This window comes from Mucilaginibacter lacusdianchii (assembly GCF_009770985.1).
GTDB lineage: Bacteria > Bacteroidota > Bacteroidia > Sphingobacteriales > Sphingobacteriaceae > Mucilaginibacter > Mucilaginibacter lacusdianchii.
This window is the reverse complement of record NZ_WSRW01000001.1, coordinates 506,132-520,339: the sequence shown is the minus strand read 5'-3', so window position 1 is coordinate 520,339 and position 14,208 is coordinate 506,132. Positions and strand designations below refer to the sequence as shown.

The window sequence follows — 14,208 nt, the reverse complement described above, 5'->3', positions numbered from 1 at the left end:
GCGGTTGCCGTACACACGACAACCGCTTCTGTTTTATAGCATCTCAATCTCCTTACACCGCGTCAGACAACGAACTAAACGTAAAGTCCCGAATTTTCATCGGAGGAATCACATAGCTGCGGTAGCTTTCTACACTGATGGCACGCTCGGGTTTACCCAAGGCTTCTACATTGTTCAGCATAATTACCGGGCTTTCGTTAAAGCGCATGTTTTTGATCGGAAACTTGATTTTGCCGTTCTCAATGTAAAAGGTACCGTCGCGGGTTAGGCCGGTAAGGGCCAGTACCTGCGGGTCAACCATACGGATATACCACAGGCGAGATACTAGGATGCCGCGCTCGGTGCTTTTAATCATCTCTTCCAGGCTGGTGGTGCCGCCTTCCATAATGATGTTGCTGGGGCCGGGTAGGGGTTTGGCGCCTTTCTTTTCGGCCCAGTAGCGCGAGTAGCTCAGATTTTTAACCACGCCGTTTTGTATCCAGTAGGTTTTTTCCTGTGGCAGGCCGTCGCGGTCCCAGGTATTGGCCGGTAGTTCGTCATTAAACGGGTCGGAGTAGATGGTTACTTTGTCATCCATCAGCTTTTCTCCCAATCGGGTACCACCACCGCGTTTGCTCAGGTAGCTGCGGCCTTCATCGGCGCTGCGGGCATCAAAACGGAACATGTTCTCCATCATGTAAACCGCTGCAGTAGGCTCTAAAATTACGGTGTATTTACCGGGCTCAATAGCGCGAGCGCCTACAGAGCCATTGGCTTTTTGTGCAGCAATTTTGGTAGCTGCATAAGTGTCCAGTTTACTTACGTCGGTAAAGCCACGAGCCGCATAACCCGAACCCGTTCCGGCGGTGTTACGTGTAGTTACCGAGAAAGTAACACCGGCAGATTTATTATAAGCAAACAAACCTTTATTGTTCATTACCGCGGTAAAGTTGGTTTCGTTTTCCAAAAATCCTGCAGCGCTTAGGTTGGCTTCTTTAGATGCTTTTAAGCTGGCCGCCACCATTTCGGCACGACTTTCGGGCGTCATGGCAGCCGTTTTTTCATTATAAGTTTTAGATTCGGCAAAAGTTTGCGGACCCAACGGCGGCATGTGCTCGGGGTTTTCGGGAGCCAGCTGCGCCAGTTCTTCCGAACGGCGGACAACTTTTTCTAATGAGGCGTCATCAAATTCGTTGATGGTAGCCGTGCCGGTTTTTTTACCGAAGGTAGAGCTTACGGCCAACCCAAGGGTGCTGATATCGCCCGCGGTAGACACTGCGTTTAAGGCAGTACGGATGTTGCCGCCTTCGCTTCCGCTTAAGCCGATTTCGCATTCGTCGGCTTTTGAATAACTAAGCACTTTCTTTAATAAAGCCTGTGCTTCTTCTTTGCTAAGTATTGGCATATGGTTATTATCCGATTCTACGTTTAGTGTTAATTACGTTTACTCCTTTAAATAATGCGGTTGATGAACCGTGCGATACCGCGTTCGACTGGCTGGGTTGACCTTTACCGTCGTTAAAAGCACCACCCAAACGGTAATCGCGCTCATCGCAAACGGCTGCCAGCGAGTTCCAAAACTCCTGGTTGGTTGCTTGGTAAGCCACATCATTCAGCATACCTACGATTTTGCCGTTCTTGATCTCATAAAACAGCTGACCACCAAACTGGAAGTTGTAGCGTTGCTGATCTATAGAGAACGAGCCGTTGCCCACAATGTAAATGCCTTTCTCTACTTTTTTAATCATGTCATCCACGCTCAGTGGGGTTTTGCCTGGTTGCAGGGATACGTTTGGCATGCGCTGGAATTGTACATCGGCCCAGGTTTGTGCATAGCAGCAGCCTTGCGATTCTTTTAAGCCCAGCATATGCGCCTGATCGCGAATGGCCTGGAAGTTAACCAATGTGCCGTCTTTTACCAGTTGCCATTCTTTAGGTTTAACACCCTCATCATCATAACCCACGGCACCTAACGAGCCTTTTTGATTTTTATCGGCAATCACATTCATATGCGGGCTGCCAAATTTAAAGTTGCCCGATTTTAGCTTGTCCAAAGTCAGGAAGCTGGTACCGGCATAGTTAGCCTCATAGCCTAACACACGGTCCAACTCGGTAGGGTGGGCTACCGACTCGTGAATGGTTAACCATAAGTGGGATGGATCAAGCACCAAATCATACTTACCCGGTTCAACCGATTTAGAGTTCACTTTTTCGGCGGCGTTTTTGGTGGCGTTTTTCATGTCCTCCATCATGTCGTACCGGTTTTTGTAACGGGTAACCACGCCTTGTACTTTTTCTGACTCGGTTGGCGTAAGGTATTCGTAACCCATGCCCACCGGCGAGCTTAACGCCGCACGGGTTTCAAACGCGCCTTTAGCGGCGTCAATTTTGGTAACGCTAAAGTTAGGGTACAAGCGGTGGATATCCTGATCGATATACGAGCCATCGGTTGAAGCAAAATACTTTTGCTCGTTGATGGCCAGTATGGTGGAGTTGACAAAGTTGGCACCACCAGCTAAAGCTACGCCATTGGCTGCTAACAGTAAATCAACTTTTTCTTTAATAGGCACCTCGAAAGCATTTTTTTCGATAGGTGTTTTCCAGCTTACTTCGCCATAACCTTTTTGCGGGGCCAGTTGTACCGGTGCACCGCCAATTTTAGCATTGGCTTTGGCCACGGCCACAGCACGTTCTGCTGTTTTAGCCACACCTTCTTTGGTTACCACATTACTGGCAGCAAAGCCCCAGCAGCCGTTTACCAATACACGGATACCTACGCCGTACGATTCGGAATTGGCTACGTTTAGCACACGGGTTTCGCGGGTAACCACAGCCTGATTCAGGTAACGGCCGATACGGATATCGGCATAAGACGCACCTTTAGATTTGGCAGTGTTTAGAGCCACATCGGCCAGTTCTTTTTTAATGCGCACATCCACCTGCTCCAGCGATTGCAGCGGGTCTATCGGCGTACCGAACGACGGCAGGTTGGGCAGCATCATGGCCCCGGCACCAACGCCCGACAGGTAAATAAAATTTCTACGTTTCAAGGTTTAATCCTCCTTTGTTATAGTTTAGTTTTAGTTATAATTCAGTTGTCTTTATATGGCCAGCTTACGTTCAATCCATAAAAAGCTGCACGCGATTAACAAAATCAGATAAAAATAAAATTTTGGCACCTCAACCTTAGCGGTTTGCTGTATTTGTTTTGTTACAGAATTGATTTTAGGCTGATTTTCGATATAATTTTTGGTATCTGCAATCTTTTTCAAAATTTTTAAGCTGTTCCAGTTGCTTTTTGCATAAGTATACCATAATGCAGATGTATTGCCGCCTGTTCGAACTTGTTGCCAGCCAATTTGGTTAGGCCAATAGGTAACCGACCATGAATATGGCACAAACCGGTTTTGTTGCGGTGCTAATACCGATTGATCAATGGTTATAGAAGATGTTAGGGCTGTTCCCTGATACTCCAGTTTTACCGACTCGCTTACCGATGGGGTAGCAGATGCGATTTGCCAGTTAGCCATAGGGGCGGCTTTGCGTACGGCCTTTCCAATTAGCAATGACCATAGCGCACTATAATCTTTACCATTACCGGCCAGCATCCAGGTATAGGTGTGGTTTAAGGTGGTAAAGGCTATCCGGCCTGCACCGGCCATGGCACTGCTGGCTAATATATGGTTTTGCGTGTCATAAACCAGATTTTGTGTGTTGCTGCGAGAATTGATGTAGGAAGGATCTACATTCAGCACAGCTGTTTTAGCTTGCTGGTTTTGCAGGCGTAAAGCCGTTGTTAACTGCCCTTTGGCGGCAACGGTAGTTATCGCAAAGTCCTGTTGCAGCCAAGATGCGTTTTTGTCCGCACTATCTGCCCGAACAATTACACCTAATCCGTTTAGCGTTACCTGTTGCTTCAAAGCTGCGCTTTCTGGTCCGCCTAATGTTTTTAAGGCCGACAGATCGCCTATTACCGCATCAAACTGCGCCAGCAGGTTAGATGTAAGGCGATCTAACGGGAGCTTGTTCATGTTCACAAAATCCTGACTGATTTTATCTTTACTAATCACGGCCCTTGCAGCCACTGCATAGCCGTTACTGCTTAGCCAGTTTTTCAAAAAATTGGTTTCAAAGTTTGGTGCTGCCGAAAGCATCAGCACTTTAACTGGTTTAGCCGGTTCAATAATAAATGGCAAAGTTTCGTTAGTGATGGTATCCGAACCAGAAATACCGATAAGGTTAAAGGTTTGCCGTCCGGTGCTTTTCGTGTGAGTTGCCAGTTCAAAATCAGCTGTTTGATTAGCCGCAATGTTAACCGAATCTAAACCGGTGTTTAGTCCTTTCAATACCAGCTTAACGCTTTTGGATGCTGTGTTGTTGAATCGTCCCTGCACTTGCAATTGCTCGCCCGCTTTAAGCTTGCCTTGCCAGTCAATGGTTTGTATACCTGCAGGAATTTTTGGCGCAGTGTATGTCGTAGCAACGTGGCTAAGGGTTTTCAGTTCATCCGTGCTAAGCCCGTAGCCTAAAATATACAGATTTTTAATAGCGGACCGATGTTGGGCAACTTCTTCTAAACCGCTTAATAAAACAGCTTTTGGGTAAGCCTCCTTTATAGCTTTATCAGTGGTAAAAATAAATTTATAGTTATTGCTGATGCTATCTTTGGTGTAACCCTCAGTTAGCAAAACAGCATTGTTATCTCCTTTCATAATTTGCGTTTGGCTTTGGTAAGTAATTGGCAGCACCAAGCATGCCAGTGCGCCTATGGCTATTATACAGGCCAATATGCGCCAAACCAAATAACGGCGATTACTACGTCGGTATTCCAGCCAGATACTGATGAGGGCTAGAATAGAGGAAATGATGATAACCGATATAATCCAGTTCATGCTTTGTTTATCGGTTTAGATTTTTAAAATAGCGTTGTGCCAATCCCATATCGGCAGTTGGTGTTGCTGGCGACGGCATCGTTTTGCTGTTAGGCAATGTTTTTTGGATAGCCTTTTCTACCGCAGCGATGTCGGTCGGGTTGAATTTTTGTGTTGCCGAAAGAATGTGTCGCATGGCGCTAATAGCTGGCAGATAAGTGCCGGGTTGTGCCGAAGCCTGTGAAGTTAATTGCTGACTGGCCAGTTGCAGCGTGCGCTTGTCGGCAAAGTTTAACTGTTGGGTATACTTCAATTGTTCCAGTACCGTTACAGCCTTTTTAAGATTAGCATAGCGGTCGGCAGCGGCTTTCACTTCCTGTTGGTTAACCGGTTGTACAATCTTGCTTAAATCACCACTCAAACGTTTTTCGGGTTTTAAGGGTGGTGGATTGTAGGCGGTTTTGGCTACATACGAGCGCGACTTTTGCTGTAAATCTTTCAGCAAGCGCAAGGCCTTGTATTCAAAGGGTAAAGCTTCTTGCGGTTTGTACATACGCAGGTGCAATTCGGCTTTCCACATTTCGGTAAGGGTAGCTTTAAGCTGCGCTTTAACGGTGGGTTCTAAAAATGTTGCATCTTCGGCATTATCGTGCTTATCGGTATAGGCATCCATCACCACTTTGGCGTCACCAAAGTTTTCGGCTTTGCCTACTTCTTCGTTGCCTTCACTTTCGGTGCCGATTTCGTCTTCTTCACCCAAAAATTTGCCGTAGCGCAGACGCAATAGCTTTTGATCCATACCTAAATCATTACAGCGGTTTTTAAAATCGGTGGTGCTTAGACTGTCTTTATCTTTCAGTAGCTTTTCGGTATCTAAAATAATTTGGCGTTCGCTCCTGAAATATTCGGGTTTGATGTTGGCCGCTGCCACCAAGCCATCCATGCTTAGTAATTGTGCGGTGTCTTGAATGGACACAATCAGCACATCGGTACGGGTTTTTTGCTGATGATTATCCTGCGCCTGGATGTAAAAGTACAGCTCATCACCGGGTTCCATATTTAGCTTAGGCAAATCCAAAACTTTTTGCAGATTATACTGCCGGTTATGCTGACCGAATGATTGACTAAACGCAAACTGATATTCTTTAAACTTGACAGCCTCGCCGCTGCCTTTGGCCACGGTGGCAAAAATTCGGGCATCGCTTATGCCATAATTGTCGGTTACGGTGGTGTTGATGGTTACTCTGGGCGCCTCGCCAGCATCAATGTGTGTATATTGCTTAGGGCTTTTGATGCGGATAACCGGCAATGCATCTTTAATTACTTGTATCTGGTAAAGCTCGGATATTTGCCCATCGATGCTTACCTGGTAAAAGCCGGGTTTGGTAATAATTTTTTGAGCACGCCAAATGGTATGATCTCCTTCTGAGTTAAGTGTCAGCTTTTCGTGTTCATTAAAAATTAGCCAAGCTTGTTTAACGGCAATATTGGTTTTGATTTGCCAGTTTACTGAAGCGCCTTCTTCTGCTTCAATGGTAAAGCGGTCTTGTTCGCGGGTGCCTTTACCGGTATAAGCCGGTGCGGTAATCTTAACGTTGATGTCTTTGATTTGCGGTAATACTTTTTCGGGAGGTAGGTTTTTATTTGTCGAAATTTTATTTGCTTTACCAAAGTAAGAGCCGATAGTATGCCGTTGCCAATTGATTTTAAACAAAGCAAAGCTTACAGCAATAGCTAAAATAAAAAGCAGCGACATTATTTTAGCTCGTTTGGCAAACTGCTGCGGTTGTGCGGGCACATGTTGCAAGGCTTGCTCTACCTTGCTGCGTTGCAGGCTTTCGAGCAGGTTAAGGTTTTGTTTTGGCTTTAATATTAACTCCGCACTTTCTTCTAATTCGGGGTAAAAAATATTCAGAAAGCTACAAACCGTTTGCAAAGTAATTTGCCAAGGGCGGCGAATGACCGATAACGCTCCCCAGATCAACACAAACAGTAGTAAGGCCCACCAGCTTGGCCATCCCCCCAAAACGTGTAGCACGCTACCCAACAAGACTGCTATAGCCGCAGACAATAATACATCAGCCAGCAACTGGTAACCAATCCAGCGCTGCTGTAGTTGTTTTATTTTATGTAATCCGCCCTGCTCAGTCATGGCTCGTTGTGGTTTTGGGTTCGCGGTTAGACAGCCAGCGTTCTGCTAAAAAGAGCAGTACTAAAGCTAGCCAGAAATAAGGTTGTAAATCGGTAAACCCGGTGAGCTTTACCGTTGGCATATGGGTGTCGCCGGTTAGTTCAGGCATCAGTTGATCCTGACTTAATGCACGTTTGTCAAACGAATTGTTTGCCGTGGTTTCAGCAGGCGTCATTAATTTTAGCAACCAGGTTGGAAACTCGTTACTCCAAACCAAATCGTTCCATGATGGGTTGAAGCGGCTGTAAAAACGGTATACTTTGTTAGTACCTGAATGCAAGCCTAAAACAGAATGTCCGAAGCCATCACGCCATATTACTTCTTCATTATTAGAAGAAGATATCAGCTTAAATAACTCAATCTTTTGCTGTTGCTGAACAGCAGTAGCGTATAGACCGTCGTTATCTATCCATGAGTTGGTATCAACAACTTTTCCTTTAGCGTACACTAAGATATGCTGGCACTGCTGTAACAGGCGTTTGGGAACCGGCTTTTCAGACAACCAAAACAACCAGCTTTGCCCCACCCGAATCAAAGCCGGGCTGCTATATTGCTTTAATACCGTTTTGTGTTGGGCTAATTCTGTTAACGCCTGTAAAGCTGCTTTCAGGTAACTGGCATCAGCTAGGGCATTGTCAGTATAAATAGCTAAACGTGTTGTAGTAGTATCAATGGGTATCGCCGTTTGCTTACTGCTATTAAGTTTAATAGTTGGTCGCCCATCTTGTGTGTTGATAGTGTACACCGAGTTAGCCTGATTGCCCTGAACCGTAGCGTAACTATAAGCGGTACCTGTAGCGGTGCTGTTGCCCTGCACCACGCGAATACTGTTATTATTGGTAAACCAGGCACGTTCCACCCAGTTACTAACCGAATCAGTCGGGATGTAGGTTTGCCAGTGCAGGTTTAGAGCAACCTGTGGCTTAGTGCCGATGAAATAGTTTGCTTGGTTCGGTGTAAATACATACAAGGGCAGGGTAGACGCTACTTTGTTATCCAACTGTTTGATGAGTGTCCAGTAGTTGATTTGCTGCTTGGTGGTATCCTGAATACGGATAGAATCTTTAGGATGAAGTAGGATTTGCGTCAGGTTTGATTTTGAAAAGCCCTGATTGAAATAATGGAACTCATATCCTGCTTTGGTGAGCGAATCTATATGGGGTTTGAATTTTTTGTAGGTATTTATAAAATGCTCTTTCGGGATCATTACCCAGCCTTTTAGTTTAACCGGCTTTAGCTTTTTTTGCCACACGGGCAGGCTCAGCAACAAAGCTAAAGTCAGCAGTAGTAAGCAGCGTAAAATAAATAAAGGTATATCCAGCAGTTTAAAACTGCGGCTGCTTTTGCGCGAAGCCGGGTCAATAAGCGATATGCTACCTACTTTTAATACTTTGCCCGGACGAATGTTCCATAGGTGTATCAGTACCGGTATCACCAACGCGGCAGCTGCAAATAACCATATGGGATTTAAAAACTGAAACAATGCTTGGCTAATTTTAAATTTTTTATACAATACCTTTATTTCGCTGTACCAAAAAATCGCGCAACGCCACATCGAGCGGCAGTGCAGTGCTGAGCATCCGGTAAAAAATATGCTTACCGAGAAGCTGCATTCTAATGTTTTCTAATCGGTTTTGCAATGCTTCTTGGTATTGCTTTTTAGCCTGCGGACCAACCTGTATCACCTCGCCGGTTTCCAGATCTTCCAGTGCCGAATAGCCTTTAAAATCAAAATCCAGTTCGTTTTGCCCCATCAGCTGAAACAGGATAATCTCATGTCTTAATGCGGCTAACGAATCTAATAATTTGGTGATTTCACCGTCGGGTTCATACATGTCGGTAATAAATACCAATAGTTCTTTACGGCCCGATCCGGCAAATAATTCTTTGTAATGTACCGGCTGCGTAAAATTGCCGGCTGGTTTTATGTTTTCCAGTTGGTAATATACCCGCTGCAAATGTTGCGGATCGGGTTTGGATGATAGCGAAAACAAACCGCCATCCTGAAATACATATAACCCCACAGCATCACCCTGTAAGTTGGCCAAGTACGCCAATGAGGCTGCCAGGAATTTAGCATACTCAATTTTTCTCAGCGTACCATCGTGATGGTTCATGCTGGCGCTGGCATCAATCAAAAACCTTACGGAAATGCTGGTTTCTACCTCCGATTCGCGGATGTAATACCGGTCGCTCCGGGCATACATGCGCCAGTCCAGCCAGCGCAAATCATCGCCGGGCTGGTAGCTGCGGTACTGGCTAAACTCCAGTCCGGGCCCCTTAACGGTACTTTTATTAAAGCCGTTCATAAACCCGTCAATTACTGTTTTAGCCAGTAAGGGCAGATTTTTGATGGTCATTAATACTTTCGGGTCTAGCAGCATGTTGGTTGTCTGTTATGTGTTGTCAGTTGTGGGGGAGATGGCGTTTAATTGATGTCTGGTCTGTTATTGCTTACAACAGACAACCTCAACTCACAACTAACTTCTTGGTATCAACTTAATCAACTCGGCTGTGGCTTTGTCTGAGGTAATGCCTTCTGCCTCGGCTTTAAAATTCATCAATACACGATGACGCAACACCGGCGTGGCCATAGCATGAATGTCTTCCATAATTACTGCATAGCGGCCTTTCAATAAGGCGCGGGCTTTGGCGGTTAGTATCAAGGCTTGCCCGGCACGCGGACCGGCGCCCCAGCGTACCCACTCTTTTACATAATCTAATGTAGTGGTATCTGGTCGGGTGGCGCGTATCAGTCTACTTACATAACGTACCAGGTCTTCGCTGATGCTTACTTGCCTTACCAGGGCCTGCGCTTGCTGAATTTCTTCTGCCGATATTACCGGGTTTACGGTAGCAGCTTTAGTACCGGTAGTACGGTTCAGGATGTCAAATTCCTCCTGCTCGGTTGGATAACCAATTTGTACCAGCAACAAAAAGCGGTCAAGCTGCGCCTCGGGCAATGGGTAAGTACCCGCTTGCTCGATAGGGTTTTGTGTAGCCAGGATAAAGAACGGTTTGTCCAGCGGATAGGTTTGCCCGCCATAGGTTACCGAAAACTCCTGCATGGCTTCCAGCAAAGCCGATTGCGTTTTGGGCGGTGTTCGGTTAATCTCGTCGGCCAGTACAATGTTGGCAAACAAAGGGCCTTTGTTGAACTTAAAAAAACGTTTGCCGGTTACATGATCTTCTTCCAGTATCTCGGTGCCCACAATATCCGTCGGCATCAAATCGGGCGTAAACTGTATGCGGCGGAACGACAGGTGCAATGCCTGCGACATGGTTTTTACCAGCAAGGTTTTAGCTAGTCCGGGTACACCTTCCAGCAAACAATGGCCGCCAGCTAAAAAGGCCACCAGTAGTTCGTCTAAAATATGCTCCTGACCTACAATTACCTTTTGTATCTCGGTTTTAAGCTGTGGCAGTTTAGCCAGCAGTGCTTTAATATTGTTTTCGGTTAGTTCCAAAGCTTTGTTGTTATTGTAATACAATGAATACCTTGATACGGCACCACAATATATTGTGCTTTTTACAGAAATGCCACAAAAGTTTAATAGTATTTCAACAAAGTATCTTAAAAATTACAAGCCCTGTAAGTAAAATGGTGCTAATGGATGAGATTTTGTGCTAATTTTAGAGTTTTAACGGTAATGTCTTTAAACTCCAAATTTACTTTTACCCGTTTTAGTTATCATTCCGGCGATTGGGATACCGATCAGCGTATGCCTACTAACATCCTGAACTCATTGCTGGAGTATACCACTATACCTATCGAACAAAAAGAAAAGGTAGTAGCCTTGAGCAGTCCGGATGTGTTTGCTTCGCCTTTTAGTTACATGAGCGGCCACAAGCTGGTGCAGTTTGACGCGCAAGAGCGGGCCAACTTTAAAAAGTATGTGCAAAACGGAGGTTTTGTTTTTGTGGACGATTGCAATCATGATATCGACGGCTTGTTTGCCAAATCGTTTGAGGCACAAATGGCATCCTTGTTCGGGCACGAGGCGTTAAAAAAGATTCCGAACAACCACGAGATTTATCGTTCTTTTTTCACGTTCGAGAAAGGACCGCCTAACACATCATTTGAGCTGAATGGCTGGGGAGATGATTTGGTGCACGATTATTTAAAGGCCATCACCATCAACGGCCGCATTGCCGTGTTATATAGTAATAAAGATTATGGCTGCGAGTGGGATTACGATTTTAGGAATAAACGCTTTTTGGCCGAGGATAATACCAAGTTTGGTGTTAATATTATTGTATATGCCATGAGTTCGTGACCGGGCAAGGTAAACTGTGAGAAAAACAGTTACTTTTGCTGTGCTGTTATAACAGCATAACGCATACATGGATAGCTATTTTGTTAAAGATAATCAAGGCGAAAAAGGCCCGTTTACGTTTGAGGAACTAACCGACGGCCGTTTAGAGCCGAACGATTTAATACGCACCGCTTTTAGCAACTGGACCAAAGCCAGTGACATGCCCGATTTTGTTGAATACTTCCGTTACGAAGGGTATTATTTTCCAACAGAAACTAACTTAGCTAGCTTTAGCATACGGGTACTTGCTTATTTAATAGATGTTTTTTTGTTGTCTCTTATGCTGGCAATTGGTTTGGGGGTTTATCTTGGAAGTCAGCATACTCAAGTTGATTACCAAGAATATCTCCTTGCAAATCTAAAATTTGTCCAATTATATATTTATCCTCCTTTGCATATTATTTACTTTGCTTTGCTAACAGCATCCCCGCTTGGCGGTAGTTTGGGTCAGGTAGCTTGTCGATTAATTATTGTAGATAATGATGGTCGCAAACCTTCATTCGGTAAAGCTTTGAGTAGAAGTATAGGAAAGTTTGTATCAAATTTCTTTTTTGGAATAGGCTTTTTAGTAGCTCTCGGAACCGATTATAAGCAAGCTTTGCATGATCTAGTTGCCAAAACCTATGTGGTGCGCAAAGACGTATATTAAATTAACATTCGCTTGAAACAAGGTTAAGCGTATAATGCTTAACTTTGTCCATTCAAAAAAGTTATCTTTCTGCATATGAATGCTGATGCCGTAAAAGTGCTGCCTGGCCGTTATTGTAATTCATTAACCGAGTATTCCCGTTTTGTTACCCGCGAGGTTACTATTGGCGATGTGCCGATGGGTGGTAGCAATCCTATCCGCATTCAAAGCATGACTACCACCGATACCATGGATACCATTGGTACGGTAGAGCAAACCATCCGTATGGTAGATGCCGGTTGCGAGTATGTGCGCATTACGGCACCCAGCATTAAAGAAGCGCAGAATTTAGCGGAGATTAAAAAGCAATTACGGGCCCGTGGTTATACCGTACCCCTGGTGGCCGATATACATTTTACCCCAAATGCTGCCGAGGTAGCTGCCCGCATAGTTGAAAAAGTGCGTGTAAACCCCGGCAATTATGCCGATAAAAAGAAATTCGATGAGTTAGAGTATACCGACTCGGAGTATCAGGGAGAACTGGATCGTATTTTTCAAAAGTTTACCCCGTTGGTAAACATCTGTAAGGAGTACGGTACCGCCATGCGCATTGGTACCAACCACGGTTCCCTTTCCGACCGTATTATGAGCCGTTATGGCGATACGCCGCAGGGCATGGTAGAGTCGGCCATGGAGTTTATCCGCATGTGCGAAGCACTGAATTATTATAATTTGGTGATTTCCATGAAATCCAGTAATCCGCAGGTAATGGTGCAGGCCTACCGTTTACTGGTAGATACCATGGTGGTCGAAGGTATGAACTACCCATTGCACCTGGGCGTAACCGAAGCTGGCGACGGCGAAGATGGTCGCATTAAATCGGCCGTAGGCATCGGTACTTTGCTGGAAGATGGTTTGGGCGATACCGTTCGGGTATCTTTAACCGAAGAGCCGGAAGCAGAAGCGCCGGTAGCTATTGCACTGGTGAATAGATATTCGGTAAGGAACCAAGAGTCAAGAGCTAAGAGCCAAGATAAAGAACCTATATCACTCACAACCCACAACTCACAACCCTCAACTCATAATCCATACGAATATAAAAAACGCATAACCGACGAAGCTAATGCTTTTATTGGCGGGCATATGGTGCCACGTGTGGTGCTGGATTTGAGCAATCGCAATCTGAAAGATCCTGCGGTGTTGAATGATGCGGGGTATTTGTACTCGCCTGTATTGGATAAGTATAACATGGCCGATCAGTCGGTAGATTTTGTTTACCTGGCTGATCAGTTGCCTTCATTCACTTTTCCGGGTAATTTAAAGCAACTGTACAACTACAATACCTGGAAAACTTTAGCCAATAAAAAGAACTGCCATCCGGTGTTGACTTTGGCTGAGTATTTAAGTGCCGATGACCTTACATCGCCACTGAACTTAGTAAAGGTGACCTTGGCCGACTTTAATGCTGCGGAATTTATTAAGCTTGCACACAACGACCAAGGATTGGTTTGGGTTTTAGAAACCAATGTACAGCATGGCATGGCCGAACAGCGTCAATTCTTTTTTGCATTGAGCCGTGCGGGCATCACCACACCGGTAATCGTGAAAAGAAGCTACGATTTTGTGGAGCGTCTAGAATCAGGAATTCAGAATCAAGATAATTTAGCAGTTAATGGACAATCTATTGTTGATAGTGATAACTCAACCGTTTTAATACCGGCAACTGACAACTCACAACCCACAACTAAACTTCAACTTTACGCCGCTACCGATATGGGGGCCTTGCTGGTAGATGGTTTTGGCGATGGAGTATGGATTGATGCGCCGGGTATGCCGGCTGCTACCATTACTTCAACAGCCTTTGGTATTTTACAGGCTACACGCTCACGTATATCTAAAACTGAATATATCAGCTGCCCAAGCTGTGGCCGTACTTTATTCGATTTGCAGGAAACTACCCAAATGATCCGTAGCCGTACGAGTCACTTAAAAGGATTGAAAATTGGTATCATGGGCTGTATCGTAAACGGTCCCGGCGAAATGGCCGATGCCGATTATGGCTATGTAGGCGCTGGTCCGGGTAAAATTACACTGTACCGTGGTAAAGAGGTCGTGAAAAAGAATGTGAACACTGCTAATGCCTTAGATGAACTGATTGGCATCATTCAAGAAGATGGTAATTGGGTGGAGCTGACCGCGGCGGTAGCATTGTAAAATCAAAAA

At 45.2% G+C, this 14,208-nt stretch carries 10 protein-coding genes; 3 read left to right on the top strand and 7 right to left on the bottom strand.

Features of this window, described 5'->3' with window-relative positions:
* Positions 1 to 52 precede the first annotated feature (52 nt).
* From GPM24_RS02420 to GPM24_RS02390, 7 genes are all read right to left on the bottom strand, one after another.
* The gene (locus GPM24_RS02420; RefSeq protein ID WP_158825141.1) at positions 53 to 1,384 is read right to left on the bottom strand and encodes a TldD/PmbA family protein; all 1,332 of its coding nucleotides are present in this window, start codon (positions 1,382 to 1,384) and stop codon (positions 53 to 55) included.
* A 7-nt stretch (positions 1,385 to 1,391) separates the two neighbouring features.
* Positions 1,392 to 3,029 (bottom strand): TldD/PmbA family protein, encoded by a 1,638-nt coding sequence (locus GPM24_RS02415; protein WP_158825140.1) that lies wholly within the window; start codon positions 3,027 to 3,029, stop codon positions 1,392 to 1,394.
* A 51-nt stretch (positions 3,030 to 3,080) separates the two neighbouring features.
* The gene (locus GPM24_RS02410) at positions 3,081 to 4,871 is read right to left on the bottom strand and encodes a hypothetical protein (RefSeq protein ID WP_158825139.1); all 1,791 of its coding nucleotides are present in this window, start codon (positions 4,869 to 4,871) and stop codon (positions 3,081 to 3,083) included.
* Positions 4,872 to 4,878: 7 nt separating this feature from the next.
* Positions 4,879 to 7,002 carry a hypothetical protein gene (locus tag GPM24_RS02405; protein ID WP_158825138.1) on the bottom strand — a complete coding sequence of 708 codons (2,124 nt, stop codon included), beginning with the start codon at positions 7,000 to 7,002 and terminating at the stop codon, positions 4,879 to 4,881.
* Positions 6,995 to 8,524 (bottom strand): BatA domain-containing protein, encoded by a 1,530-nt coding sequence (locus GPM24_RS02400; protein ID WP_158825137.1) that lies wholly within the window; start codon positions 8,522 to 8,524, stop codon positions 6,995 to 6,997. Before GPM24_RS02400 ends, GPM24_RS02405 begins: the two co-directional genes overlap by 8 nt.
* A gap of 22 nt (positions 8,525 to 8,546) precedes the next feature.
* Positions 8,547 to 9,425, bottom strand: a complete 879-nt coding sequence (locus GPM24_RS02395) for a DUF58 domain-containing protein (protein ID WP_233268714.1) — start codon at positions 9,423 to 9,425, stop codon at positions 8,547 to 8,549.
* 96 nt (positions 9,426 to 9,521) lie between these two features.
* The gene (locus GPM24_RS02390) at positions 9,522 to 10,508 is read right to left on the bottom strand and encodes an AAA family ATPase (protein ID WP_158825136.1); all 987 of its coding nucleotides are present in this window, start codon (positions 10,506 to 10,508) and stop codon (positions 9,522 to 9,524) included.
* A gap of 183 nt (positions 10,509 to 10,691) precedes the next feature.
* On the opposite strand from GPM24_RS02390, the gene GPM24_RS02385 reads away from it, so the two are divergent.
* From GPM24_RS02385 to ispG, 3 genes are all read left to right on the top strand, one after another.
* Complete coding sequence (locus tag GPM24_RS02385) at positions 10,692 to 11,318, top strand: DUF4159 domain-containing protein (protein ID WP_158825135.1); 627 nt, start codon at positions 10,692 to 10,694, stop codon at positions 11,316 to 11,318.
* Between the two features lie 67 nt (positions 11,319 to 11,385).
* A complete protein-coding gene (locus GPM24_RS02380) occupies positions 11,386 to 12,006 on the top strand; it encodes an RDD family protein (RefSeq protein ID WP_158825134.1) in 621 nt (206 codons plus the stop codon).
* A 75-nt stretch (positions 12,007 to 12,081) separates the two neighbouring features.
* The gene (gene ispG / locus GPM24_RS02375) at positions 12,082 to 14,199 is read left to right on the top strand and encodes a (E)-4-hydroxy-3-methylbut-2-enyl-diphosphate synthase (RefSeq protein ID WP_158825133.1); all 2,118 of its coding nucleotides are present in this window, start codon (positions 12,082 to 12,084) and stop codon (positions 14,197 to 14,199) included.
* Positions 14,200 to 14,208 lie beyond the last annotated feature (9 nt).